We start from the raw sequence: 26031 nt of genomic DNA on the forward strand, positions 1-26031 counted from the left end.
CTCCTTAAAATTTTTATATTTACCAGAAATTATAGCACAAAGGAAAGCTTCTTGCAAAACAGCCATGAAACAGCTGTGAAATACTACTTCACTGGAATTTTTAACTTGTCATCGGTGGTATCATAGTAGCTGTTAGGTACATCGCCTATAATTATGTTTTCAGCAATGGGCACTTCAGTAGACACATTTATAATTTTACTGGAAAGAGGGGCAACTATCTGAATTTTTCCATCAACCACCAAAAATATCCTATGTCGTGTCTGGTTTATACCTGCTTTGTCAAACTGAGTCCTGAAATTCACCTCGACGGTCCCCACCGGTAATATTCCAACGGGAAGCCTAGGGCCAAAATTTGCAAATATCTGATTGCTTAACAGACTGCCCAAAGGCACGTACACCTTCTGAGATTTTATTTGATCCAGCTGGTGTTGCACTTCCAGTGAGGTCTCAGCAGCTATCTTATTCATCTCTACTACGTTGGACTGGACCATGGCGATTTTTCCATCTTTGTCTGTCCTCACGTATACCAGATCACTGTAATCTATATCCCTCACTATGTTTTTATATATCGCGCTGTCAATAGATTTTACAGCAAGAATTCTGGCCTGCGCTTCTGATAAAGCAAGGACAATAGGTTCTATCTTTTTATCTATTATGTACAGACATATAAAAATTGTAAGCAACACTATAAAAAAAATATAACTTCTGTGGGCTTTAAGGTGCTTATGGTGCATTTTCAATACACAACACCTCCCGCTCTCATTATATGCTCTCCAAGCTTATAGTGTTAAAGGATTTTATATGGTATAATTGTATTGATCAGTATTTCATTAAGGAGGCTTTGAAATGGCCGAAACTAGATCATCCGTCAAATCAAAGCGCAAAAAGAGAATAAGCGTACTAAGGGTAGCGTTGTTGATAATCGTAGCATTGCTGGCCATAGCCATCGGTGCAGCAGGGGGAAAGGTGATGGCCATCATAAGCTCTACGCCAAAGCTCTCCCCTGATGCACTTCTTGAGCAAAACCTATCCACCTCCGTTTACGCGAAAGACGCTAATGGCAACTGGCAGAGAGTGGCACTGTTTCACGGCGCCAACAATCGTTTGTGGGTGAGCATATCCAAAATACCTAAAGACTTGCAAAATGCTTTTATAGCCATTGAAGACCAGAGGTTTAGAGAACACCATGGAATTGACATAAAGAGGATTTTTGGCGCGCTGATCGCAGATATCAAGACCAGGAGTTTTTCTGAAGGCGGCAGCACCATAACCCAACAACTGGTTAAAAATACGATGCTGTCTTCAGAAAAGTCGCTAAAACGCAAAATTCAGGAAGCCGTACTGGCGTGGCAAATTGAAAACATATACTCGAAAGACCAAATACTAGAAGCGTATTTAAATACTATCTTTCTAGGAAACTCTAACCTCAACGCCTATGGGGTAGAAGCAGCCTCGTTAGCCTACTTTGGCAAAGACGTAAGCGAGCTGGATCTGGCAGAATCAGCCTTACTTGCCGGAATCAACAACAATCCATCTACCAATTCGCCCTATGTGAACCCTAAAAAAGCAAAAGAGCGTCAGGAACTGGTTCTTTACAAGATGTTAGAAAACGGGTTTATAACAAGGGAAGAGTACGAAAAGGCAAAGGCCGAAAAACTGGTGTATAAAAAGGCTGAGGGCTTAAATGACTACCAGCATCAATACTTTATAGACCAGGTAATACAGGACGTGGCGGCCGAGTTGCAAAAAAGAGAAAACATAAGCTATAACGAAGCCCTGAATAAGATATACACAGGTGGGTATAAAATCTATACCACCATGGACTTGAGAATACAGGATGCTATCGAACAAAATTTTAAAAATAACAGGCTGTTTCCCAAAGATGAATACGTAAAGAACTATCAACGTGAAAACATTATAGAGCCTCAAGGGGCTATGGTAGTGCTAGACCCCAAAACAGGCGAAGTAAAAGGGATGGTAGGGGGAAGAGGTACTCAATCAGGAAAGTTTCTGCTAAATAGGGCTGTAAGCCGTCGGCAACCGGGCTCAGCCATAAAGCCTATCACGGTCTATACCCCTGCTATCGATAACGGCTACACTGCAGCTTCAGTAATAGATGATGCACCTGTAACCTTTGACATAAAAGGCAGCGGTCCATGGAGACCTGAAAACTACGAATCAGGTTATTACAGGGGTCTTGTCACGCTAAGGACTGCACTTCAAAACTCCATAAACGTCCCTGCCGCTAAGCTGGTAATGACGTTGGGAACCCAGACTTCCTATGAATACGGTATCAGGTTTGGCCTTGGGTTAAGCAAAGCTGATAGCCTTTCCCCTGCTGCCCTTTCACTGGGCGCCCTTACCCAGGGAGTAACCCCTCTAGAGATGGCAGGAGCATACGGTGCACTAGCCAACGGAGGCGTTTACGTAAAGCCTATAACCTTTACCAAAGTTTTGGACCGCAATGACAACGTCGTAATAGATAACCGCCCTTCAAAAAGGGTTGTGGTCAGCCCACAAGTAGCCTACATCATCACCAACATGATGGAATCTGTTGTAAAAGCAGGTACAGGGACTAATGCCGCTTTACCCAATATGGCGGTTGCAGGCAAGACAGGGACGACAGAAGATTATCACGACGCGTGGTTTGCTGGCTTTACACCAAAATACGTGGGAGTAGTATGGATGGGATATGACCAGCCAAAGACCATGGTAGACCGATACGGCCTTAAGGTAGTAGGAGGGTCTTACCCAGCCATGATGTGGCGCGCGGTGATGCAACAGATACACAGCGGAATGAAATACGCCGGTTTTACCAAACCTGAAGGAATCGTCAGCGCATACGTATGTAAAGACTCAGGTGATTTACCTACAGATGTATGCAGACAAGATCCCAGGGGCAACAGGGTATACAAAGAAATTTTCATACAGGGAACAGTACCTACCACATACTGCAAGGTACATGTAAAAGCAAAAATCGACATATCCACCAACAAATTAGCCACAGACTATTGCCCACCTCAGTTCGTGCAAGAACGGGTATTTATAAATCCCCCTGGCAGATCTCCTGAGCTCAACCAATACACCCAGGACGGCAGGTACGTTGTACCATCTCAGACGTGCGACAAGCATACAAGTCCTTCTTCAATAAACCCTGATAGCGGAAGCAATAGCAGTAAAGAAACCACGCCTCCAGAGTCCCCAGGTCCCCAAGAGAACCCAAATCCTTCTAATCCCCAAAGCGGTAACCAAAATCAAAACCAACCCGGTGACAACAACACCGCAACTCCTCCTTCTGGCACAGGAGAACAGAACGGTAACAGCACCACATCTCCTGGGCAGAGCGGCCAAAACCAGGGAGAAAACAATAACAACAGCCCAACGATGCAAGACAATACTTCAGGTACTCATAAATCCCCTGCAACCAATCTTCAGGATATGATTAATGGGCTGTTTAAAGGCAAAAAAGGCCAGTAAAAGAAGGACATATCAGATGTCCTCTCTTCTGCCCTCTCCTTTAATTTTATCTGAGGTATGTGAATACCATTCTGCCTATCCTTGCCGCTATAGGTTGAGACCACAGCCACGAGTTCGTGGTGCTGTCGTCAAAATAGAACAGAGCACCTTTGGTAGGATCACTGCCATGAAGTGCATCATACGCTGCCTTTTTAGCCTCATCAGATGCCGGCTTATTGATCCAACCATTGGCTACAGGTGTAAATTGATAATATCCGTCAGTTTTCTCATATATCACATCAGGTATGGTGTCAGGAAATCGATAATCTTTGACTCTGTTTATAACTACAGCCCCTACGCCTACTTTAGCCTCATAAGGCTCTCCATCTGCCTCTGCCGTTATCAATCTCGCCAATAAATCCAAATCGCTTAACGTATAAGAGATAACGCCTCTGTATACAGATCCTCTGGATGCCTCCTGATAGCTACCGCTATTTGATGAGGTTCCTGTCGTCGAACCTGAACCTGGTATGTTGAGCTGTTGTCCAGGGTATATGTAATCGCCCCATATACCATTGGCCTTGCGCAGAGAATAAACCGATACTCCGTACCTTTTGGCTATAAGGTACAAGGTATCACCGCTTTTCACCGTATACACAATCGAAGGAACATATAAAACCTGCCCTGGATAAATCCATGTGTCAGTGAGGTTATTATCCCTCATAATAGCTGAAGCCGTGGTGTTAAAAAGTTTCCCTATTGTGTAAAGGGAATCTCCCGGTACAACCTTATAAGTGCCGGAATAAGCGGTCTGAGATAAGGCAAAGGATAGGGCTAACGCCGCCACAAATGCTGTGGCCTTTTTTGACTTGAACATATGCCTTCTTCCTCCTCTTTCGCCTCCGAGGTTAGTTGCCGGGTTCGGGTTGAGGTTACCCTACTCGAATCCTCGAGATTCACCCCTGAAAAAATCCCCCCGTACTCCTTTAAGGAGATTCGGCTTAATATATTGTTAATAAATTTGTAATATGTTTAATATAATATTAACAAATAACAAAAGGTAAATCTATATTAATTTGATGGAAATGTAGGCATATAAAGCCTGTATTTCCATCATCTTTGGCAAATAAAAAAGAGGGCTTTAACCTCTGCTTTCAATATCTATGCCCTCTCTCATCAATAGCTCTGCTGTTACGCCATTGCCCCTAATTAAGTTCCCTGTAAAAGTGCCATCGTAAACGCTTCCCCATCCGCAAGATGGGCTTTTTGCTTTTAGCACAGCCTTTTTTGCCCGTACCGCTTTTGCCAGTTTCAACACTTCATACGCTCCTCGCACAAAGTTTTCCGTAACATCCCTTCCATCGGAAGTTATAACTCTAGCTCGGCGATCCAGCACATCACATCCTGTACCCCCGCAAATCTCCGAAGGACATCGGGGAGTAGAAAGTCCCCCCAGTTGCTCAGGGCATACCGGTATGGCCTTTCCCTCTTTTATGAGTTTATACACCTTCTCATCAATACAGCCTTTGCCATCATACCTGGTGTTAAGCCCAGCAAGGCATGCGCTAACGATTAACACCCTATCACCTCTCTTTAAGCTCGACAACGGTAACTCCGTCTCCGCCCTCTCCGTACCTGCCTGGACGAAAAGACCGTACATGGTTGTTGGTCTTTAAGTACTGCCTTACCCCGCTTTTTAATACCCCTGTGCCTATTCCATGGATAACTGTCACCAAGCTTAAATTGGCGAGATATGCGTCGTCGATGTATTTATCTAATTCCATAAGTGCCTCTTCAAGGTTTTTACCCCTTAAATCTATATTAGATGATATATACATGGATTTCTGCGCTACCATTTTCCCTATTGCTGATTTCTTTGAAACAACATTTGAAGGCTTTTGCTTTCTTACATCCCTTATAGGGACATTTACCTTCATGACCCCCAGCTGCACCAATACTTCATCGCCGTTAACCGACTGAACGATCCCACGGTTGTTGAGGCTTACTACCAGGACTTCGTCCCCCGGCTTTATGTCTTCTGGTATTACCTGCTCGTACTGTGGCTTTTCCTCTTCAGGAAGCACCATATCAAGCATTTTATTTATTTTGTCCTTTGCCGTCTCTATGTCCTTCATTCGCTGGCGGATGTCCCCTTCTTTCATTTCCTTCCTCAAATCCTTGAGCAGCAAGTCGGCTTCCCTGCGCACATTAACTAGCAATTGCGAAGCTTCTCTTTTGGCTTCATTTATCTTCTTTTTGTACTCCAGTTTTAGCTGTTGTATCCTTTCCTCGTATTCCTGCTTTAAATTATCCAGTTGCAGTCTCAATGCCTCAGCTTCTTTTCTTTCTTCTTCCGCCATGTTCCGCTTTCTTTCCAGATCCACCACTAAGTCCTCAAACTTTATGCTCTCTTCACTTAGAAAACCCCTGGCATCCTCTATTATGCTCTCATCAAGCCCCAGCCTGCGGGATATCTCAAAGGCGTTGCTTTTCCCAGGCACCCCTATTAAAAGTCTATAAGTGGGCCTCAACGTCTCCACATCAAATTCTACCGATGCATTTTCTGCAAAATCCTTTGTAAGCGCATATGCCTTGAGTTCGCTGTAGTGAGTTGTTGCAATAGTTATCGCTCCTTTTGTGTGCACCCTATCCAGAATAGCCATGGCCAAAGACGCCCCTTCAGCGGGGTCAGTTCCTGCTCCCAACTCGTCAAACAAGGCAAGGGAGTTGTCATCCACCTCATTTAGTATTTCCACTATATTGGTCATATGTGCTGAAAAAGTGCTCAGGCTTTGCTCTATGCTCTGTTCGTCGCCGATGTCGGCAAACACATGGTTAAACACCGCTAAAGTAGTTCCTTCCTCAGCGCTTATGTGTAAACCTGCTTGGGCCATGAGCGTCAGCAGTCCCACTGTCTTAAGGGTTACTGTCTTACCACCCGTATTTGGCCCTGTTATGACCAAAGACGTGAATTCATCTCCCACATGCACGTCTATAGGCACAACCACATCATCAGGGATAAGGGGATGCCTTGCCCCTTTGAGGTATATGCGCTTTGATTTATTGAGCGTCGGCTCCACGCCTTTCATTTTAAAGCTCAACGAGGCTTTGGCAAAAATAAAGTCTAATTTTGACAGTATCTGTTGGTTTGCCATGAGCATATCCGCGCTATCTGCTACCATAGCTGAGAGCTCTTTTAATATCCTCTCAATTTCATCCTTTTCTTTGAGCCTCAATTGGTTTATTTCGTTATTGGCTTCCACCACAGCCATAGGCTCTATAAAAAGAGTAGCGCCGCTGCTAGATTGATCGTGGATAATACCCGGTATGGCTGATCTGTACTCCTGCTTGACCGGGATGACGTACCTATTTCCCCTCATAGTGATGACGTGGTCTTGCAGCATTTTCTGATAAGCAGGTGAGGATATATATGAATTAAGTTTTTCCCTTATCTTCTCATTCATGCGCGCGATCTGCTTTCTTATATCGTAAAGGGTGGGGCTCGCTGTATCGGCCATTTCTTCCTCTGAAATTATCGCCTTTGAAATGCGCTCCTCCAGCGACTTATTGGATTTTAGCTCCTTGGCGTAACCACTAAGCAAAGGCGATTTTTCGTCCTCATCCTGGAAATACTCCTTCACTTTAGCCGCGATTTTAAGGCAGCGCGCTATTTTGAGGAGTTCCTCCATGGACAGAATTCCCCCTGCCTGCGCTCTTTTTACCCAATATCTCACGTCCGCAAGGCCTTCCAGGTAAATACTGCCTTTCCTGTACATAAGCGCCTTGGCCTCAGTGGTCTCCCGAAGTCGCAATCTTACCTCCTCAATATCCTCTGAAGGCATAAGACTGCCTGCCTGCTCTCTGCCCATTTCACTGGCCGTCAGCTCTTTCAACATGGATATTATTTTGTCGTATTCCAGCATCTTCAGAGTTTTATCGCTTACCAATACTCATTCCACCCCTTTGTAAAAATGTCCCCTGGTAAATTTCCCTATGTGCTCTCTTATCTCTCGCGCGTTTTCACAATCCCCTTCCAGACATGACCTGTAACATTCGACAATGCAGCAGATGTCCTCACCATTGCCAATAAAATCCAGTCTCAGATTTTTAACACCCGCATCCACTACGTCGCTGATCCTGTCAGCCATAAAAATGGGCCGCGAATTGTACACAATAGTATAACTATGCCTCTTTACAGGAAACACAACACCTGTCTCGTCTCTTATGCCGTACCCTTCTGCATCTGCCAAAATTCCCTTTAAGAGCAAGGCTTTTTTTACAGGATCATAGGCTGTTATCATAGCAGGTATATAACCGTAGGCTACAACTTCCAGCCCTCCTCCTGCTATATCTACAATGTCTTTTATCTGCGACAACCTGAGTTCAGGGGAAAGCGCAATTACTTTCACACCATGCTCTCTCAACGAAAATACCGACTGTGAATTGAACACGTTTAAAGTATGGTCGCCGTGCAATGTATATCCTATGTCGTGGAGAGGCTGCACAAGCCCTAAATTGGATACTGCCACCCGATCAATTCCCTCACAGGCCAGTTTTTCCGCCAACTTTAAAACCTCATCCATAGTTTTTTCTCTCGTGATATAAGGCAATGCCCATATAAATTCAACCTCTTTTGATCTGCACTCATCCCACGCAGTCAACAGCTCATCTATATTCACGCTCTGAACGTATACGCCGTCTATACCTCCTTTAATGGCTTGAGATCCATCCGCAGCGCTTAAAACCTTGGCATAAAGCCTTATCTCGTTCTCAAGTGGCCGTTTTGCTACTGCGTACTCAGGCTTTTTCATGGGCCTAGGCCCCGTGTAACACCTAAGCTCCGTGAGTTTTTCCAGCGCTGACCTCCTCACGCTGTTTATTTCCTTTACAGGCAGCATTACGCCTTCATCCACATCTACTTGTATGTGCTCTACCCTGTACGGCGTACCACCCGTCTTGCACAACTGCTCTTTTACCCTGTCAGGGTCCAGGGACTTTTTTATCGCTCTCTCGGCATTTACAGAACCTTTTGTTTCCACAGCATTAGTCCCATCCCATAACTTTAGCTTCATCGGACAGCCCAAATGGACTTCCCCGTAAACCTCCACAGGTATTTTACGGCTGTAAATATCCTGATACGACATGCGCGCTTTTTGGATGAGCTTAACATCTGACGTCCTGTACACATCCCCTGGTTTTACTTCCTTTACAGGTATCTGTACCCTCCCACTAGCTTCCTGTACCTTTTCCCCGTTTTTATAAATGGCTGAGACGGTAAAACCAACATCTCCTATCCTTATCCCGTCTCCTAAAGACACCGGCACATCAAACTCAAAGGTACCTACCCCTTTTTTGACGCTCAAAAGCCTGCCTATGCAAACGCCTTGATTATTAGGGCTATGGGTATTCACCACAGATGGGCCTTGTTCCCCCAGTATATAACCCGGGGTAAAATCCCTGCTGAATATAGCTTTAAGGTCTTTTACATCTTGTAAGGTCAACACACCATCCAAAGCGGATCTATACGCTTTTACAACCGTAGCCACGTATTCCGGCCTTTTCATCCTTCCTTCTATCTTTAAAGAAGTAACCCCTGCTTGAACTATATCCTTTAATCGCTCAACGGTGTTTAAATCCTTCATGCTCATAAGATAGCCCTTTTCCCCGACAGCATTCCCACTAGCATCCACCAGTTGATAAAGTTTCCTGCAAGGCTGAGCACACTTTCCTCTATTGCCGCTGCGACCCCCTATCAGACTGCTCATAAGGCATAACCCTGAATAAGAAACGCACAGCGCTCCGTGCACAAACACCTCTATTTCCATCGAGGTTTTTGCCACTATATCCTGGATTTCCTTCAGGGAGAGTTCCCTCGCTAAAACCACCCGCTTAAATCCCATATCCTGCAAAAATTTGACGCCTTTAGCATTGTGTACATTCATCTGAGTGCTGGCATGAACAGGCAATCCCATATCGATCATAACCCTGGCAGCACCCAGATCCTGTACTATAAAGGCGTCAGCTCCCATCTCATAAAGGTCTGCGGCATAGGATACCATCTCTTTAAGCTCATAGTCATCAACCACGGTGTTTACCGTGATATATAGCTTTTTACCATAGAGATGACAATAATCTATAGCTTTTTTCAGCTCATCCCTATCAAAATTTCGGGCATAGGCCCTGGCGCTAAAAGCCCTTCCCCCTGCGTACACAGCATCAGCGCCATTTTGCACCGCTGCCACCAAAGCTTCCCAATCGCCAGCAGGTGCCAGTAACTCTACATTCATGGGATCATCTCACTTCAACTTTCGAATTTTGCCGTTTCTGTTGTCAAAGGTGTTGATGAACTCATCTAATTCCTCACGGCTTTTTTTTAGCTCTTCTTTTAAGTTCTGGTTTTCTTCCATCAAAGACACTATCTTGGTCTGCAACTCGTTTAACTTAGCCGATAATACCTCATTTTTTTGCTTCTCTCTCTCTAATTCATCGGCGATGTTTATCGCAGTAAGCACGTACACCATAACCGTGCTCAGCTTTTTATTGCGCTCGCTGACCTCAGCGATTTTTTTATCCACATAAAGCGCCAGCTTGTGCATGTACTCTTCGGAAACCGTACCTTTCATTACGTATTCATACCCATTTATCTTTACCACTGTTTTTTTGGTTTCCTCTCCCATAAAAAACACCACCTTAAAGCTTGTATAATTCTCTAATCGCCTTCCCCTTCCTTCCAATAACCTTTACCTTTCAGGTACTCCCGCGCCAACAATATAAGATCTCCATATCGGTTTTTTTCGGGATAATCTAGGGCTATTTCCAGAAGGTACCTAAGTACTTCACCGATAACAGGTCCTTCTTTTAATCCCAGTCTAGCTTTAAGGTCATTGCCGTCAACTTTAAGGTCTTTTACCGTAAAGGCATTTTCCTGGCTCTTGATAATCTCCAGATCGTTTATGAGTTTCTCCAGGCTCTTACCCAGCAGTACCTTTGCCCCTCCGGCCATCCTGTCGGCTTTTCTCAATTCAATAAGGTCATATACCCCATCCCAGCCCAGCTTAGCTATAAGCCTCCTGGCGGCGGAGAGGGTTGACTGACTGTTGTACGTAAACATATGGTTTTTGACAAGCAAAAGCACTTTGTTTATAACATCGTTGGGATATTTGAGCCTTCGCAAGGCTTTTCGAGCTATCTCCGTCGATTTGTACTCATGGCCGTAAAAATGGCGACCGTCCTCGCCTTCCACTATGGTATAGGGCTTACCTACATCGTGTAAAAGCGCAGCCAACCTTATGTGTAATACAGGAGGAGCTAAAACACAAGCCATAAGGTTATGCTCAAGAACGTCGTACACGTGACTTCCAATCTGCTCTACGCCCATCCCGTCCATAAGCTCGGGAATTACGTACTCCATAAGGCCCGTCGTCACCAGCGTATATAGCCCCTGAGATACGTGTTCTCCCATAAGCAACTTGTTGAACTCATCCCTTATCCTTTCCTTAGATACAGCAGACAATTCCTGTCTGCGAGAGACCAGCGCGTAATAGGTGGAGTTTTCAATGGCAAATCCCAGTTGAGACTGGAACCTGGCAGCCCGTATCGCTCTCAGGGGATCTTCCCATATACGCCTGGTGGAACCGGTACACCTTATAACCCTTTTCTTTAAATCTTCAAGCCCATTATAAGGGTCAATAAATACGTCGTCAATAGGGTCGTACGCCATAGAATTGACGGTAAAATCTCTTCTAGCCAAATCGGTATAGATGGTACCTCCCATCTTATACGTAGGTTTACGCCCTGGGGCATCATTACGATACGGGGTTATCTCGATTTTAACTCCATTTTTAACCAGTAACATCGTGCCAAAATCTCCATATGGAATGATGCCGCGAAAAACCCGCGACATCTCTTCCGGCAAGGCGCTTGTGGCTATATCCCAGTCATTGCTCTCTTTCCCCAGAGCGATATCCCTTAAAGCCCCTCCTACTACATATGCCTCATACCCATTATTTTTTAGTTGTCTGCACACATCTACTATAAAACTCGGTATTTCGTATGTTTTACTCATCTCAATCTTGCTCCAAATCCTTTATTTAACTCCTGTACAATTTTATCAAAAACCTCATTTACCTCCTGATCAACCAGGGTTTTCTCCTTTGACCTGAAAATGAGGGAGAAAGCTACGCTCTTGTGGCCTTCAGGAACAGGGTCCCCTTTGTATACGTCAAAAAGCTTAATCCTCTCTATAAGCTCCCCGCCGGCTCTCTCAATGGCTCCTTCTAAATCTCCTACAGCTACGTCATCCGGCACGATCACGGCGAGATCCCTCGTGACAGCCGGGAACTTAGGCAACGGCCTGTAAGTTTTGACCATATTAGCCTTTTTAAACACTACATCAAGATTAATTTCTCCCACGTATACCCTCTTATTCATATTATATATCTCTGCCACATCAGGATGTATCTCACCGATTACACCAGCTCTCTTCCCTTCGATAAAGATTTCCGCCGCTCTTCCTGGGTGAAAAGTGGGATCTGCCGCCGGCTTAAACTGAGCCTTAATACTGCATGCGTTAAGATAAGTCTCCACAATGCCTTTTATGTCGTAAAAATCTGCTCCATCGCCGTATATGCCTATAGACAACATCCTTACCTCCACAGGAAGCTTTTTAAGGGGCAGTTCCTCGGGCAAGTATACCCTTCCTATCTCGTACGCTGCAGCCCTCTCCACACGCCTATTTAAATTCAGGGAAAGCACATCCAGCATAGAGGGTATCATAGTTGTTCTCATGACGCTGTACTCTTCCCCCAGAGGATTGGCTATCTGTATGGCTTTTCTCCTGGGATCATCTTCTCTGAGCAGGATGTTGTCAAAAGCTTTAGGGCTTTCAAAAGAGTATGTAACGACTTCATTTAACCCACAAGCACCCATTATATCTCTTGTCATATCTTCCATCTTTTGCTCGTACGTTTTCAACCCCACCGAAGCCTTGCAATTGTCTAAAAGGGTCTCCTGTATGTTGTCATACCCGTAAAGCCTTGCCACTTCTTCTACAATGTCGGCCTCTATTCTTAAATCCTGTCTGAAAGTAGGTACTTCTACCTCTATTGTATCCTCTTTTATAAGGCATTTCAAACCTAGTCTTTCCAGAAGATCGGCCATGTACGCGGTATCTATCTCCGTCCCTAGCAAACTATTTACACGGTGAGGTCTTACCGCCACACGCCACGGCTTCACCGGCTTTTTATACACGTCTATAGTGCCTTTTAGCACCTCACCTGCCCCGATTTCCTCTATAAGCTGTGCAGCCCTGTTAACAGCATCTAAAGCCAGGTTAGGGTCCAATCCCCTCTCAAACCTGGAAGATGCCTCGCTCCTTAATCCTAATTTCCTGGACGTCAACCTCACGTTACTGCCGTTAAAGGTAGCGGATTCAATAAGTATCGTGGTGGTTTCGTCGGTAATCTCGGTATTCAAACCGCCCATTATACCGGCTATAGCCACAGGTCTTTCTATATCAGCTATAACCAGCATGGTTTCGTCCAGCTCTCTTGTGCGATGGTCGATAGTCTCTATGAATTCGCCCTTTTGCGCCCGCCTGACTATGATCCTTCTGCCTTTTACTTTATCCAGGTCAAAGGCGTGGAGTGGCTGTCCCAGCTCCAGCATCACGTAGTTGGTGACGTCTACTATATTGTTGACAGGCCTCATGCCTGCTTTAATGAGCCTCTGCTGCATCCACAAGGGCGAAGGAGTTATCTTAATATTTTTCACAACCCTGGCCACATACCGTGGGCACAGGTCATCAGCGGCTATCTCCACATCGGCGTAGTCCTCTACTTTTTCCTCCACTTCCTTTACGTCAATAGCAGGATAATCAAGTTTTTTGTTGAACACAGCAGCAGCTTCCCTGGCCATGCCTACCATGCTCATGCAGTCAGACCTGTTGTGGGTTAGCTCAAAATCTATAACAATGTCGTTTAACCCCAGTGCTTGTTTGACGTCCATGCCCAAAGGCAGCTCAGGCAATATGTATATACCACCTCTGGACTCCGCCGAAACCAATTGCTCATCTATGCCTAGCTCCTCAGCCGAACACAACATGCCAAGGGACTCTTCACCCCTTAGCTTCTGTTTCCTTATTTTTACGCCTCCAGGCAGCGTAGCTCCTACTTTAGCCACAGGGACGTACGCGCCAACGTATACATTGGTAGCTCCTGTGACTATCTGCAAAAGTTCATCCTTTACGTCTACAAGGCATATCACCAGCTTATCAGCCGCAGGGTGTTTTTTTATTTCCACAATACGCCCTATCACCACATCGCTTATCCCTTGCCCCAATACTTCTATATTCTCTACCTTAGAACCAGACATGGTAAATTTCTCTACAATATCTTTCACATCCATGTTCTCATCAATATCCACGTATTCTTTCAACCAATTTAGGGGTACCAACATCATACCATCTCCCTTTAAAATTGCTCTATAAACCTCATGTCGTTTTCAAACAGCAATCGCATATCGTCTATGCCGTACTTCAACATGGCTATCCTGTCCAGCCCCATCCCAAAGGCAAAGCCGCTGTAAACTTCAGGATCTATTCCAGACATCTTTAAAACAGCTGGATGAACCATTCCAGCGCCCAGTATCTCAATCCAGCCTGTACCACTGCAGACCCTGCAACCCTTTCCACCGCATGCAAAACAAGTAACATCTACCTCAGCACTGGGCTCGGTAAAAGGAAAATAGCTGGGCCTGAATTTTGTCTTGGTATCCGGGCCAAACAATTTTCTGGCAAAAGCTCCTAACACTCCTTTTAAATCCCCCATAGTGACGTGCTTATCCACCACCAGCCCCTCTATCTGGTGAAATATAGGGGAATGAGTGGCATCAACCTCATCTGCTCTGTAAACCCTGCCTGGGACGATAACCCTTATAGGTGGCTTTTGCCTCTCCATAGTCCTCACTTGTACCGGAGACGTCTGGCTCCTCAACACTATATCCTCATTGATGTAAAAACTGTCTTGAATATCCCTGGAAGGATGGTTTTTAGGTATGTTCAACGCTTCAAAATTGTAATAATCTAACTCAATCTCAGGACTTTGCTCAGGGCTATCAACAATGCTAAATCCCATACCCAGAAATATGTCTTTTATCTCATCCAGCGTGGACGTAAGTGGATGCCGTTTTCCGACGCTCTTTACTCTGCCAGGCATAGTCACGTCGATTTTTTCTTCACTTAGCCTCTTTAGCTTTTCTTTTTGCAAAATGCTTTTTTTTGCACTGACCAAAGATTCCTCTATGTAATCCCTCAGTTGATTGGCTATCTGGCCGATAACAGGTCTTTCTTGTGGGGGCAATTTCCCCATACCCTTCAAAATTTCCGTAAGCAAACCCTTTTTGCCCAGGTACTTTACCCTTATTTTTTCCAGCTCCTCAGGGCTATTTGCCTTTGAAATCTCCTGGGCAACTTGAGACCTGATGTTTTCAAGTTTTTCTTTCACACCCGTAAACCTCCTCTTTTTCTCTGCCTCAAAGCTTCGTATAAAATTATAGCAGCAGACATCGCTACATTTAGCGATTCAGCCATTCCGTCCATAGGTATTTTTACCAGCACATCACTCTGTTCTTCGCTGACACGGCTTATCCCATTGCCTTCATTGCCAAAAATCACCGCTGTATTCATGAGGTCGATTTCATAAGGATATACATCCCCTTCAAGGCTAGTAGCTGCTATCTTCATTCCCTTTCTTTTGAGCTCTTGATAAACCACCACTGGATCCTGAGAAAAAACCACCGGAATATGAAAAATGCTGCCCATAGAAGCCCTGATTGCTTTAGGATTGTATACATCACCGGTACCTTTAAAAACCACAATACCCCCAGCGCCCATGGCATCAGCAGCCCTTATAATAGTCCCTATATTCCCCGGGTCTTGCAGCCCATCCAGCACCACTAGCAGGTTGTTACTTCCGCTCATTATATCGCTTAACTCGTGTTCTTCCATGTTTATTACAGCCATTACCCCCTGAGGGGATTCTACTTCGCTGAGCTTTTTAAATATTTTCTCACTTACCACATAAGTTTTTACATCGCCGTAGTCCGCCTCTTGGTTGACAGTCAATATAAAATCCACAGAAGCATTACTTCTCAGCGCCTCTTCGACTAACTTAACCCCTTCTGCAACGTACTTTTTTAAGCGATAACGGTATTTCCTTTGCCTCAAGCTCGCAGCCATTTTAACTATCGGATTATCCAAACTCGTGATCATCATCTCTCATGCCTTTTTTCAAATCTGTTGATGTCATTGTTTTTGCCACACACCACCAAAACATCGCCATGTTCAACCACATAATCAGCTCCTGGCGATACCACGATATCTCTCCCTGCTTTTTTAGCAGCTATGACGTTTAAACCATATTTACCCCTCATGTTTATTTCTTTCAGACTCCTTTGAAACCAGTCGTCAATGGGCATAATCTCTACTATGCTGTACTCATCAGAAAGCTCTATAAAATCCAATACATTGGTAGACAGGATGCTCCTGGCAACCCTTATCCCCATTTCTTTTTCAGGCATAACCACTCTATCAGCCCCCACTCTGTACAGGGCCCTCGCGTGTAGTTCATTGTGGGCTTTTGCTATTACGTACTTCACTCCCATATCTTTTACTAACATTGTTATCAAGATGCTGGACTGCATATCGTCACCTATAGTCACTATCGCCACATCAAAATTTTTTACCCCCAACGACTTAAGCACATCTTCATCGGCAGCATCGGCTTGCACCGCATGGGTTATTGACCCGGAAATAGCCTGAACCAACTCCTCATCTTTATCTATGGCCAGCACATCATTGCCCATTTCATAAAGGGATTTGGCAACGCTCATGCCAAAACTTCCTAAACCGATGACAATAAACTGCTTCATCCCATCACCTCATCCTAACCCACCATAACTTTTTCATCTGCGTACTTCATAATGGATTTTTTCTCTTTCTGCCTCTGGGCCAACGCCAGCGCCAGAGTCAACGGGCCAACCCTACCGCTATACATTGTAAGTATTATAACAATTTTGCCAATTGCAGTCAATTTAGGGGTAAGCCCAAGAGACAGCCCTACGGTACCAAAAGCCGACGTGGTCTCATACAATTCTGTTAAAAAGTCTGACGTCTCAGTTCTAGACAAGACCATGGTGACAGACAACACGATAAAAATGCTTATAAACGCTATGGCTATAGCTCTATACACAGTAGACCTCGGTATAGTGCGCTTAAAAAGCACCACCTGTTCTTCGCCTTTTACAACAGATAAAACTGTATAAAGGATGATCCCAAAAGTAGTGGTCTTTATGCCTCCTCCAGTCCCAGCAGGTGAAGCCCCTATAAACATAAGTATTATTGTCAAAAACTTAGAAGCGGTTGTCATATCAGGAAGAGATAGGGTATTAAACCCTGCCGTCCTAGGAGTAACAGACTGGAATAAGGAAGCCAGTATTTTCGTAGAAAAGCTCAACGGCTTTAACGTCTTGGGATTATTGTATTCAAACAGGAATATAAGCAAAGCACCTGCCACAATCAAAAACAACGTCATGGTAATCACGACTTTTGAATGCAACGTATACCTAGCAAAATGCTTTTGCTCGTACACGTCCAGCAAAACGTAAAACCCCAGTCCGCCAAAGACTATCAAACCCATTATCACCAGATTTACTACCCAATCAGAGACATATCCCGTCAAACTATTAAAATTTCCCATCAGGTCAAAACCAGCATTGTTAAACGCAGAAATAGAGTGAAACAGGCCATAATATACGGCTTTTTTAAACCCCATCTGTGGCAAAAACCTTATGCTCAATATAGCTGCGCCAATACTTTCAAACAAAAAGGATACTATAAGTATATACTTAGCAAATCTAACAATACCACCAACGCTGGTAAGGTTAAAGGCCTCTTGCATTACCAGCCTCTCTTTAAACGTGATTTTTCTGCCCAGAATCAAAGCAAAAAGGGTAGACATAGTCATGATCCCAAGGCCGCCCACCTGTATCAACAACATTATGACTATCTGCCCAAAAGTAGACCAGTATGTACCTGTGTCCACCACTACAAGGCCTGTCACACTAACAGCAGATGTAGCCGTAAATAATGCCGTCAAAAAACCCGCGCTTTCACCACTTCTGGTCGCCACAGGCAACGTCAAAAGCAACGCTCCTATTACTATAATACCTGCAAAGCCTAAAGCCAATACCTGTGTAGGCGTCAACCGATGTCTTATTACAATCACCTTCTTATACAGAAAAGGCCCTAAAAAGGCCTTCTCAAACAGTTTTAAGCATTCAATTTCTGTTTGGCTACATCTACCAGTTGCGCAAATGCCTCGCTGTCATTTACAGCTAAATCAGCAAGCATTTTTCTGTTTATTTTGACACCCGCTAACTTTAAGCCGTTCATCAACCTATTGTACGACAAGCCATTCATTCGGGCAGCTGCATTAATCCTTGTTATCCACAACCTCCTGAAGTTTCTCTTTTTCTGTTTACGCCCTATATAAGCGTATTGAAGCGATTTCATAACAGCCTGGTTAGCAACTCTATAAAGCTTGCTCTTAGCTCCAAAATATCCCTTTGCGAGTTTTAGTATCTTTTTATGCCTTCTCCTTGTGACAATTCCACCTTTAACCCTCATAGCGATACCTCCTAATTAGCGTAAGGCAATAATCTTTTAATCTTATTATAGTCAGATCCACTTATAAGCGAAGCTTTTCTCAGATTCCTCTTACGCTTTGCATCTTTTTTGGTAAGTAAATGGCTCTTATACGCTTTTGCTCTCTTTATCTTGCCGCTTCCAGTAAACCTAAACCTTTTAGCAGCAGATCGATTTGTCTTCATTTTCGGCATTTCTATATCCTCCTTTTCACTTTGGCGAAATTATCATGTACATATTTTTATTGTCGATTACAGGTTTTTTCTCAACCGAACCCTCTTCCTTTAATTTGTCTGCAAACTTATTTAAGAGGTCAGTGGCAATATCGGTGTAATTCATCTCGCGTCCCCTAAACCTTATAGTAACTTTTACTTTATTTCCATCTTTTAGGAATTTCTGAGCGTTCTTCACCTTTACATTGAAATCATGCTCTTCAATGCCAGGCGTCATTCGAATCTCTTTAACCTCGATGGTCTTCTGCTTTTTGCGAGCTTCCTTTTCCTTCTTGGTCATCTGGTACTTGTACTTTCCGTAATCCATAAGTTTGCATACGGGAGGATTGGCCATTGGCGCAACTTTAACCAGGTCCAGCTGCCTTTTGTTGGCTATTATCTGGGCATCCCTTGCAGACATAATCCCCAGCTGTTGCCCATCCACGTCTATCAATCTGACCTCTTTATCTCTAATTTCCTCGTTAACCTGTAAATCGTTATTATTAATAAAAACACACCTCCTAAATATTTAAAACAAAAAAAGCGGGTTGTCCTCACCCACCTTTTCAATACGCCTTACTAAACCGTATTGACCTTACTACCGTAGGTGTAAGGTGAGAGCACGTACTCTACTTGATTTAACATTGCGTATAAATTATAACAAATCTCTGCCATGCAGTCAAGCATTCATTATCCCTCTTTTACGTAGATATGCTCCAATTTCATCGCATGAACCTGCTCATCTATTATTATAGATTGGATTCTTTCTTTGAAATACCCATTAGGAGCCGCCAGCCATACCTGCATATAGTACTGAGCAGCGTGAAGCTCATCGTTTAATGCATCTTCCAGAACATCGGAATAATCGTCTGCCAGATGAGCCTCTATCTCAAATGCCGGTGGCGCCTGATACGTCATACTCATGTACATACTTAAAAAATACCTGTAATGCCTCTCCTCGTCCTCTTTTATAGATTTTATTATCTCCATATCTTCCTCTGGTGCCATTTTAAGAAGCAAACTATAATACTTTATAGCCTTTGCCTCGTCTATCAAAGCGTAGTACACTCTCGATATGAAGTCGTAATACTCGGGCACGCTTTCCCCTCCTCTTCGCGATATGCACCATAATACATACTATGCAGAGGGAAAAGCAATTGTGATTTAACGCAATTTTTGTTAAAGCACACCCTTCAGAAAATCAAGGAGCAGCTGGTTTTCTTTTCTTAATTTTATACACACCCTGAACTCTTTGTCGCCTAGGTATTTAAATGTAGATGCATCTCTGATGAGCAACCCTTTTTTTACAGCAGCCCGAGCGATTTCTTTGGCAGGTATATCGGCCAATATTTCGCACAAAAAGAAATTGCACACGGAGTCATAAACCTTCAATTTATCGATTTTTTTCAGCTCAGATGCCATAAAGCGTCTCTCAGAGCTCATAAAATCCTTGGATCGCCTTATGTAGTCTTTATCCTTAAGGACAGATCTCGCAGCAATATCTGCCAGAAGATTCACCGACCATGGGTCCTTTTTATCGTTTATAAAGCGCAGCAGTTCTTTGTCAGAGGTCATGGCATATCCTACCCTCAACCCGGGAATGCCGAAATACTTTGAAAAACCCCTTATTATAAATACATTGGGGTATTCATTCAAAATGCCGGAAGAAGAATACACGCTCATATCATCGGTAAACTCCACATACGTCTCGTCCACCATTAAATAGGCACCGTGTATGCGGCTGGCTTCAGCCACTCTTTTCATTTCGTCAGCGGTAAAAGCAGTTCCCGTGGGGTTATTAGGGTTACATATCACCACGATGTCATTGCCCTGAACCATAGCGCACAGCTCTTCTACATCTCCTTTATAGTCTTTCTCGCGCTTCAAAACGTAATGGCTAACGCGGGCCCCATTAATCTCAAGCTCTCTTTGGTATTCTGAATAAGCCGGCATAACCACCAGCGCTTTTTTTGGCTTTAAAACCTTTATAAAAAGGGATATGAGCTCGGTAGCACCATTGCCAACAATGATGTTTTCAAAATCAACAGAGGTATATTCGGATATAGCTTTCCTCAACTGCTTGTACTCAGGATCTGGATAATGGGAAAGGGCATCTATGTTGTTGAGTATGCCTTCTTTAGCGCTGTAAGGCACCCCCAGGGGATTAACGTTATCGCTGTAGTCTACTATAGCGTCCAGATCTATTCCGTATTGCTCTGCAGCCTTATATATATTGCCACCGTGTTCCATCTCTACCACCCCATTGACTTATTATATCATATATTGATAGTGGATTGTATTGTATTCACCAGCAGCAAAATTGGATTAAAAAAAGAGCGGCTATTCCGCTCTTTTTAATCTCCTTTTTCCCTCTACTGGCTTAATATAAGGGCAGCTGCTCCTAACACCCCAGCATCCTTGCCAAGCTTTGCTCTTACAATTTCTACTACCTCTGCATTGGCTTTTAAAGCCCTTTTGCCTATTTCCTTCATTATCCCTGCGTACATCATATCGAGGTCGTTGGACATGCCTCCACCTATTATAATGCGCCGGGGATTAAAACTGTTTATGATATTGGATATGCCAACCCCTAAAAGCTCTGCTTCTCTGTTCACCATCTCCAGCGCGTATTCGTCCCCTTTTCGCGCAGCGTCAAATACCACCTTCGCGTCTACTTTCTCTATGTCCCCTCCCACCATATCCAGTATTATGGACTCTCTCCTGCCGCTTTTAAGCCCCTCTACAACACGCCTGGTAAAGGCAGTACCAGAAGCCAAAGCCTCCCAACAGCCATAATTGCCGCAACCGCACAGAGGGCCATTCATATCAATGGTGGTGTGACCTAACTCTGCACCGTTGGAATTCTCTCCGTGAAATAGCTTGCCATCTATAAAGGCGCCTCCTCCTATACCCGTGCTCACCGTTATGTACACAAAGTTTTTGATGCCCTTGCCGGCTCCAAAAATCCCTTCCCCAACAGCAGCTGCATTGGCGTCATTGTCTACTTTTATAGGTACTGGAAATTCTTCCTGTATCCTGTCTTTCAATGGAACATCTACCCAACCAGGCAGGTTAGGCGTAAACCTGATAACCCCTTTTTCAGCGTCCAGCGGACCAGGCGATCCTATTCCTATACCCTCCAGTTCGCCTAAGGACACCCCTGCTTTATCCATAACAGTGTGTATGGTATCCTTTATCTTTTGTATTACCGCATCAGGCCCTTTATATGCCTCAGTAGGGACATTTTCCCTTACCAGGACCTCTCCTACTTTATTTATGAGAACAGTGCTCAACTTGGTACCTCCCAGGTCCACTCCTACTATGTACTCTTTGTCAGACATAATATCACCCTTTCAAATATTATACTACGATAAAAGCATAGTATATTTTATACACCGTGTCAACGACGCTCATGCAAAAAAAGGATATACAATACATCCCACTGTATTGTATATCCTGGGTTTTACCTGTTTAATATGCTCTCCTCGGAGTCCTTGTCAAACAAGTGGATCTTATTCACGTCAAATCCAACCTTTACGAGATCCCCTTCTTTTGCCCTGCTCCTGGGATCAACCCTTGCGGTCATCTGGTTACCTTTGATGTTAAGATACAGGAATGTCTCAGCTCCCATCAACTCCACAACCTCTACCTTTGCATCTATAACCGCCTCAGGGTACGCCTCCAGGAACATCTCTTCGTCGTGAATATCCTCTGGCCTTATACCCATTACTACATCTTTGCCGATGTAAGACCTATCTTTCAGCTTTTTGACTTTGCCATCAGGTATCTTTATTGAGAATCCCGCGAACTCTGCATACACGCTGTCGCCTTTAGGAACCAATTTGACATCGATGAAATTCATCTCAGGACTGCCTATAAAACCTGCCACGAACTTATTAACAGGATAATCATACAATTCCTGTGGCCCTGCTACTTGCTGTATAACGCCATCTTTCATGACCACAATCCTGTCGCCCATGGTCATAGCCTCGGTCTGGTCGTGGGTAACGTATATAAAAGTAGTCTGCAACCTCTCGTGCAGCTTGCTAAGCTCTGTCCTCATCTGAACCCTCAACTTGGCATCCAGGTTGGACAACGGCTCATCCATTAAAAATACTTTGGGCTCTCTCACAATAGCGCGCCCTAAGGCAACCCTTTGCCTTTGACCTCCGGATAGCGCCTTGGGCTTTCTATCCAGGAGATGCTCTATATCCAGTATCCTGGCAGCCTCTTTTACCCTTTTGTCGATTTCCGCTCTCGGCATCTTTCTCAACTTAAGCCCAAAAGCCATATTATCGTATACTGTCATATGGGGGTAAAGGGCATAATTCTGGAAAACCATTGCTATATCCCTATCCTTAGGAGGTACATCGTTTACCAAACGGTCACCAATATAAAGCTCTCCTTCAGTTATCTCCTCGAGACCAGCTACCATCCTCAATGTAGTAGACTTGCCACAGCCTGACGGGCCGACCAAGACGATAAATTCCCTATCAGCTATATCTAAATTAAAATCTTTAACGGCTACAACTCCACCTTGATATACCTTGGTCACACCTTTTAATACAACGCTTGCCATTGAGATCCCCCTTTCCTCATTTTCGTTATTGATTATCTATTACAATTTTATTATTTTTCTTTTAATTTTAATATTGGCGTAATAACTGAAAATTTACATATTTTTTTATTTATTTTACGCTGTAATATAATTGTAATAAAAAAATGCAAAAAGCCCTTTTAATGGGTACGGGCTTTTCGCATTTTGTGCAAAAACATTATATTTTTTTGTCTATTTCATCCTTTAAACGGCTCTCAAATTCGTCCAATACAAGTGATCCCATATCGCCTTCTTTTCGAGATCTCACAGAAATTGTACCGTTTTCGACCTCTTTATCTCCTATAATAAGCATATAGGGTATCTTCTGAAGTTGAGCTTCCCTTATCTTATAGCCTATCTTTTCATTGCGCATGTCTACCTCTACCCTTACGCCTATCCTTTTAAGGTCATCGCTCACCTTTTGAGCGTATTCAAAATGCCTGTCGGCAATGGGCAAAATCCTGACCTGTACCGGCGCCAACCATAACGGGAAAGCCCCAGCATAGTGTTCTATCAATATGCCTATAAACCTCTCTATGCTACCGTATATAACCCTGTGCAGCATCACAGGCCTATGCTTTTCACCGTCCTGCCCTATATACGTAAGGTCAAAGCGCTCGGGCATCTGGAAATCCAGCTGAATGGTCCCGCACTGCCACGTCCTGCCTATGCTGTCTTTTAAATGGAAATCCAGTTTAGGACCGTAAAACGCCCCATCGCCTTCGTTTACTTTATATGGTATACCTTTTGTATTCATGGCATCCACAAGGGCACTTGTGGCCGCCTCCCATTGCTCATCGGTACCCATAGAATCGTCAGGTCGGGTAGAAAGCTCTACGGTATACTCAAAGCCAAAAATAGAGTAGAAGTAATCCACAAAATCTATAACACCTATTATCTCTTGCTTCACCTGCTCTGGCGTCATGAATATATGGGCATCGTCTTGAGTAAAGCACCTAACCCTCATCAAGCCGTGGAGGACCCCCGATTTCTCGTGCCTGTGCACTAGCCCCAGTTCACATAGCCTCAAAGGTAAATCCCTATAACTTCGCATAGAGGTCTTATACACCAGCATGGCGCCAGGGCAATTCATAGGCTTTATGGCGTAATTCTGGTCATCTATTTTAGTAAAGTACATGTTCTCCTTGTAATGATCCCAGTGCCCTGATCTGTGCCATAATTCCTCATTTAAAATTATAGGCGTCTTTATCTCCAGATATCCCCGCTTTGCGTGTTCCTGTCTCCAAAAGTCTTCCAATATATTTCGAATAACCATGCCCTTAGGATGGAAGAACGGAAAACCAGGCCCTTCTTCCTGTATACTGAAAAGGTCCAGCTCCTTGCCCAGCTTCCTGTGGTCCCTCTTTTTAGCCTCCTCTAGCATGTTAAGGTATTCATCCAGCTTTGACTTTTTGTCAAATGATGTGCCGTATATCCTTTGGAGCATTTTGTTGTGTTCATCGCCTTTCCAATAGGCTCCTGCCACTGACAAAAGCTTTATCGCTTTAACATAGCCGGTGGAAGGCAGATGAGGTCCTCGGCATAGGTCTACAAATTCCCCTTGCCTATAAAATGATATGGTAGCATCGTCCGGCAGACCTTCTATGAGCTCTACTTTGTATGGTTCATTTCTGCTTTTCATTAATTCGATCGCTTCATTGCGACTCAACTCAAACCTCTGGATCTTAAGATCTTCCTTTACGATCTGGCGCATTTCCTCTTCAATCTTATCAAAATCCTCAGGGGTAAAAGTATGGTCAATGTCAAAATCATAGTAAAACCCGTTCTCAATAGCAGGCCCTATAGCCAACTTGGCGTCTGGGTATAACCTCTTTACCGCCTGAGCCAGGATATGAGCAGAAGTATGCCTGTAGATATCCATGCCTTCTTCATCGTCAAAGGTCAAAAACTCTACCACAGCATCGCTATCCAGCGTAGAAGACATATCCCTAATAGAGCCGTTTACTTTTGCACCTAAGGCTTTTTTGGCAAGGGAGGGGCTTACAGCCACAGCAATATCCTGAAGGGATGTCCCTTCGCTAAATTGCCGTACAGATCCATCCTTAAGTGTGACGTTGATCATCTATAAACCTCCAATCTCATTGAAGTATTTTTAGCAAAAAACCCTCCCATCCCCTAAGGGACGAGAGGGCCCGTGGTTCCACCCTAATTTGTACTCCAAGATTATAACGGTATCACCGACACAGCTTACTTTTTGTTCAGCTTGCAGCTCAGAGGTGGTTTCAGCACACCGGTATCCAGAAAAGCTTTCAGCCTACGGCTTTTCCTCTCTTTGGACCCTTTGTGAGCCTCTTTCCCCGTCATAGCTTTTAATGGATTGCAACTTAATCTAGATTATACAATAAATAAGCCTTAAAAGCAAGACATTCTACCAGTGTCACCGCTTAACTAAAAGTACACTAATAGGATGGCCTGTATAAAACCTATAACCAGGCCCAAAACCCCACCTAAAACAATAATACCTCTTAATTCCTTATTGGCCACTTTTATTATAATCTCCTCTAGCTCTCTTATATCAAATTGATTTATTTTTTCTTCTACCATGCGGGAAACATCCACCCTCTGGCTCACTTTTTTTAAAAAATCCCTGTTGATCTCGCTGAAAAATTTATCGAATTCGGTTTCTACTATATCGTCGATGTACTTCACAACCACGGACTTAAAGGCAGAGAGAATACCTGGCAATCTTTCAGATACGATCTTGGATATCTTAAATTTTATATGTTCTACAAGCTCGTCTTTTTGCTGATTCTCTATAAGCTTGTCCAGTATCTCCTCAACAGATACAAGCTCGTCCTGAACTACGTCGCCGATCTTTTTGGCGAGCTCAGCTCTCCTCTTAGGTATTAAGCCTATTATCCGATAATTGACCACAGGAATCGTCAGGGGATATAAAGGGTGAAAAAGCATTTTAATAGCAAGGTAATTTGTAAACCAGCCAATCAAAGCGCCAATTGCCGTCATAAAAATAACCTGATATACCGCCATGAATTCTACACCTCAAAGTAAGTATACCATACAAAAAAATTTCAGCCAATACGACT

Annotated in this window: 22 protein-coding genes and 1 riboswitch; of the genes, 1 reads left to right on the plus strand and 21 read right to left on the minus strand. The window is 43.9% G+C overall.

What is annotated here, in order from left to right; translation table 11 throughout:
* Positions 1-83: 83 nt before the first annotated feature.
* Positions 84-734 (minus strand): sporulation protein YunB, encoded by a 651-nt coding sequence (yunB, locus tag CALPO_RS0103880; RefSeq protein WP_026486160.1) that lies wholly within the window; start codon positions 732-734, stop codon positions 84-86.
* A gap of 112 nt (positions 735-846) precedes the next feature.
* Here yunB and CALPO_RS13195 point away from each other — a divergent pair, with 112 nt between their 5' ends.
* Entirely contained in the window at positions 847-3477 is a 2631-nt protein-coding gene (locus CALPO_RS13195) for a PBP1A family penicillin-binding protein (protein WP_051585815.1), read from the plus strand.
* Positions 3478-3523: 46 nt separating this feature from the next.
* On the opposite strand, the gene CALPO_RS0103890 is transcribed toward CALPO_RS13195, so the two are convergent.
* The 20 genes from CALPO_RS0103890 to CALPO_RS0103985 all read right to left on the minus strand — a co-directional run bounded on the left by CALPO_RS0103890 (position 3524) and on the right by CALPO_RS0103985 (position 25975).
* Positions 3524-4333 (minus strand): LysM peptidoglycan-binding domain-containing protein, encoded by an 810-nt coding sequence (locus CALPO_RS0103890; protein WP_026486161.1) that lies wholly within the window; start codon positions 4331-4333, stop codon positions 3524-3526.
* A 5-nt stretch (positions 4334-4338) separates the two neighbouring features.
* A riboswitch (cyclic di-AMP (ydaO/yuaA leader) is annotated at positions 4339-4468 on the minus strand.
* A gap of 129 nt (positions 4469-4597) precedes the next feature.
* Positions 4598-5035: a DUF523 domain-containing protein gene (locus CALPO_RS0103895; RefSeq protein ID WP_026486162.1), complete on the minus strand. Its 438-nt coding sequence runs from the start codon at positions 5033-5035 to the stop codon at positions 4598-4600.
* A 4-nt stretch (positions 5036-5039) separates the two neighbouring features.
* Positions 5040-7403, minus strand: a complete 2364-nt coding sequence (locus CALPO_RS0103900; protein ID WP_026486163.1) for an endonuclease MutS2 — start codon at positions 7401-7403, stop codon at positions 5040-5042.
* Positions 7404-7406: 3 nt separating this feature from the next.
* Complete coding sequence (locus CALPO_RS0103905; RefSeq protein ID WP_026486164.1) at positions 7407-9743, minus strand: U32 family peptidase; 2337 nt, start codon at positions 9741-9743, stop codon at positions 7407-7409.
* A gap of 9 nt (positions 9744-9752) precedes the next feature.
* On the minus strand, positions 9753-10133 hold the full coding sequence (locus CALPO_RS0103910; RefSeq protein WP_026486165.1) for a cell division protein ZapA: 381 nt from the start codon (positions 10131-10133) through the stop codon (positions 9753-9755).
* Between the two features lie 32 nt (positions 10134-10165).
* Positions 10166-11521: a CCA tRNA nucleotidyltransferase gene (locus tag CALPO_RS0103915; RefSeq protein WP_026486166.1), complete on the minus strand. Its 1356-nt coding sequence runs from the start codon at positions 11519-11521 to the stop codon at positions 10166-10168.
* On the minus strand, positions 11518-13911 hold the full coding sequence (gene pheT, locus CALPO_RS0103920; RefSeq protein ID WP_026486167.1) for a phenylalanine--tRNA ligase subunit beta: 2394 nt from the start codon (positions 13909-13911) through the stop codon (positions 11518-11520). Before pheT ends, CALPO_RS0103915 begins: the two co-directional genes overlap by 4 nt.
* Positions 13912-13925: 14 nt before the next feature.
* A complete protein-coding gene (gene pheS / locus CALPO_RS0103925) occupies positions 13926-14936 on the minus strand; it encodes a phenylalanine--tRNA ligase subunit alpha (RefSeq protein ID WP_456059073.1) in 1011 nt (336 codons plus the stop codon).
* 17 nt (positions 14937-14953) lie between these two features.
* A complete protein-coding gene (locus CALPO_RS0103930; RefSeq protein WP_026486169.1) occupies positions 14954-15727 on the minus strand; it encodes a TrmH family RNA methyltransferase in 774 nt (257 codons plus the stop codon).
* A complete protein-coding gene (locus tag CALPO_RS0103935; protein ID WP_026486170.1) occupies positions 15724-16383 on the minus strand; it encodes a potassium channel family protein in 660 nt (219 codons plus the stop codon). The genes CALPO_RS0103930 and CALPO_RS0103935 overlap by 4 nt, the downstream gene beginning before the upstream one ends.
* A 14-nt stretch (positions 16384-16397) precedes the next feature.
* The gene (locus CALPO_RS0103940; RefSeq protein WP_035172140.1) at positions 16398-17738 is read right to left on the minus strand and encodes a TrkH family potassium uptake protein; all 1341 of its coding nucleotides are present in this window, start codon (positions 17736-17738) and stop codon (positions 16398-16400) included.
* 44 nt (positions 17739-17782) lie between these two features.
* The gene (rplT, locus tag CALPO_RS0103945) at positions 17783-18139 is read right to left on the minus strand and encodes a 50S ribosomal protein L20 (RefSeq protein WP_035172143.1); all 357 of its coding nucleotides are present in this window, start codon (positions 18137-18139) and stop codon (positions 17783-17785) included.
* Between the two features lie 11 nt (positions 18140-18150).
* Positions 18151-18351, minus strand: coding sequence for a 50S ribosomal protein L35 (rpmI, locus tag CALPO_RS0103950; protein ID WP_026486173.1), 201 nt, complete (start codon positions 18349-18351; stop codon positions 18151-18153).
* Between the two features lie 16 nt (positions 18352-18367).
* The gene (gene infC, locus CALPO_RS0103955) at positions 18368-18898 is read right to left on the minus strand and encodes a translation initiation factor IF-3 (protein WP_026486174.1); all 531 of its coding nucleotides are present in this window, start codon (positions 18896-18898) and stop codon (positions 18368-18370) included.
* Positions 18899-19059: 161 nt separating this feature from the next.
* Positions 19060-19467, minus strand: coding sequence for a ferritin-like domain-containing protein (locus tag CALPO_RS0103960; protein ID WP_026486175.1), 408 nt, complete (start codon positions 19465-19467; stop codon positions 19060-19062).
* Between the two features lie 81 nt (positions 19468-19548).
* Entirely contained in the window at positions 19549-20619 is a 1071-nt protein-coding gene (gene cobD, locus CALPO_RS0103965) for a threonine-phosphate decarboxylase CobD (protein WP_084295155.1), read from the minus strand.
* Positions 20620-20741: 122 nt separating this feature from the next.
* A complete protein-coding gene (locus tag CALPO_RS0103970; RefSeq protein WP_035172145.1) occupies positions 20742-21710 on the minus strand; it encodes an ROK family protein in 969 nt (322 codons plus the stop codon).
* Between the two features lie 122 nt (positions 21711-21832).
* Positions 21833-22948 (minus strand): ABC transporter ATP-binding protein, encoded by a 1116-nt coding sequence (locus tag CALPO_RS0103975; protein WP_026486178.1) that lies wholly within the window; start codon positions 22946-22948, stop codon positions 21833-21835.
* 196 nt (positions 22949-23144) lie between these two features.
* A complete protein-coding gene (thrS, locus tag CALPO_RS0103980) occupies positions 23145-25046 on the minus strand; it encodes a threonine--tRNA ligase (RefSeq protein WP_026486179.1) in 1902 nt (633 codons plus the stop codon).
* 329 nt (positions 25047-25375) lie between these two features.
* Positions 25376-25975, minus strand: coding sequence for a DUF445 domain-containing protein (locus tag CALPO_RS0103985; protein WP_026486180.1), 600 nt, complete (start codon positions 25973-25975; stop codon positions 25376-25378).
* Between the last annotated feature and the right edge of the window lie 56 nt (positions 25976-26031).

Source organism: Caldanaerobius polysaccharolyticus DSM 13641 (assembly GCF_000427425.1).
Lineage (GTDB): Bacteria > Bacillota > Thermoanaerobacteria > Thermoanaerobacterales > Caldanaerobiaceae > Caldanaerobius > Caldanaerobius polysaccharolyticus.

Coding starts and splice junctions, on each gene's coding strand:
- CALPO_RS0103975 (WP_026486178.1), bottom strand. CDS start 22,948: ATGGCAAGCGTTGTATTAAAAGGTGTGACCAAGGTATATCAAGGTGGA.
- CALPO_RS0103890 (WP_026486161.1), bottom strand. CDS start 4,333: ATGTTCAAGTCAAAAAAGGCCACAGCATTTGTGGCGGCGTTAGCCCTA.
- CALPO_RS0103910 (WP_026486165.1), bottom strand. CDS start 10,133: ATGGGAGAGGAAACCAAAAAAACAGTGGTAAAGATAAATGGGTATGAA.
- CALPO_RS13195 (WP_051585815.1), top strand. CDS start 847: ATGGCCGAAACTAGATCATCCGTCAAATCAAAGCGCAAAAAGAGAATA.
- CALPO_RS0103935 (WP_026486170.1), bottom strand. CDS start 16,383: ATGAAGCAGTTTATTGTCATCGGTTTAGGAAGTTTTGGCATGAGCGTT.
- rpmI (WP_026486173.1), bottom strand. CDS start 18,351: ATGCCGAAAATGAAGACAAATCGATCTGCTGCTAAAAGGTTTAGGTTT.
- yunB (WP_026486160.1), bottom strand. CDS start 734: ATGCACCATAAGCACCTTAAAGCCCACAGAAGTTATATTTTTTTTATA.
- CALPO_RS0103985 (WP_026486180.1), bottom strand. CDS start 25,975: ATGGCGGTATATCAGGTTATTTTTATGACGGCAATTGGCGCTTTGATT.
- cobD (WP_084295155.1), bottom strand. CDS start 20,619: ATGGAACACGGTGGCAATATATATAAGGCTGCAGAGCAATACGGAATA.
- rplT (WP_035172143.1), bottom strand. CDS start 18,139: ATGAGGGTTAAAGGTGGAATTGTCACAAGGAGAAGGCATAAAAAGATA.
- CALPO_RS0103970 (WP_035172145.1), bottom strand. CDS start 21,710: ATGTCTGACAAAGAGTACATAGTAGGAGTGGACCTGGGAGGTACCAAG.
- CALPO_RS0103930 (WP_026486169.1), bottom strand. CDS start 15,727: ATGATGATCACGAGTTTGGATAATCCGATAGTTAAAATGGCTGCGAGC.
- CALPO_RS0103915 (WP_026486166.1), bottom strand. CDS start 11,521: ATGAGTAAAACATACGAAATACCGAGTTTTATAGTAGATGTGTGCAGA.
- pheT (WP_026486167.1), bottom strand. CDS start 13,911: ATGTTGGTACCCCTAAATTGGTTGAAAGAATACGTGGATATTGATGAG.
- CALPO_RS0103905 (WP_026486164.1), bottom strand. CDS start 9,743: ATGAATGTAGAGTTACTGGCACCTGCTGGCGATTGGGAAGCTTTGGTG.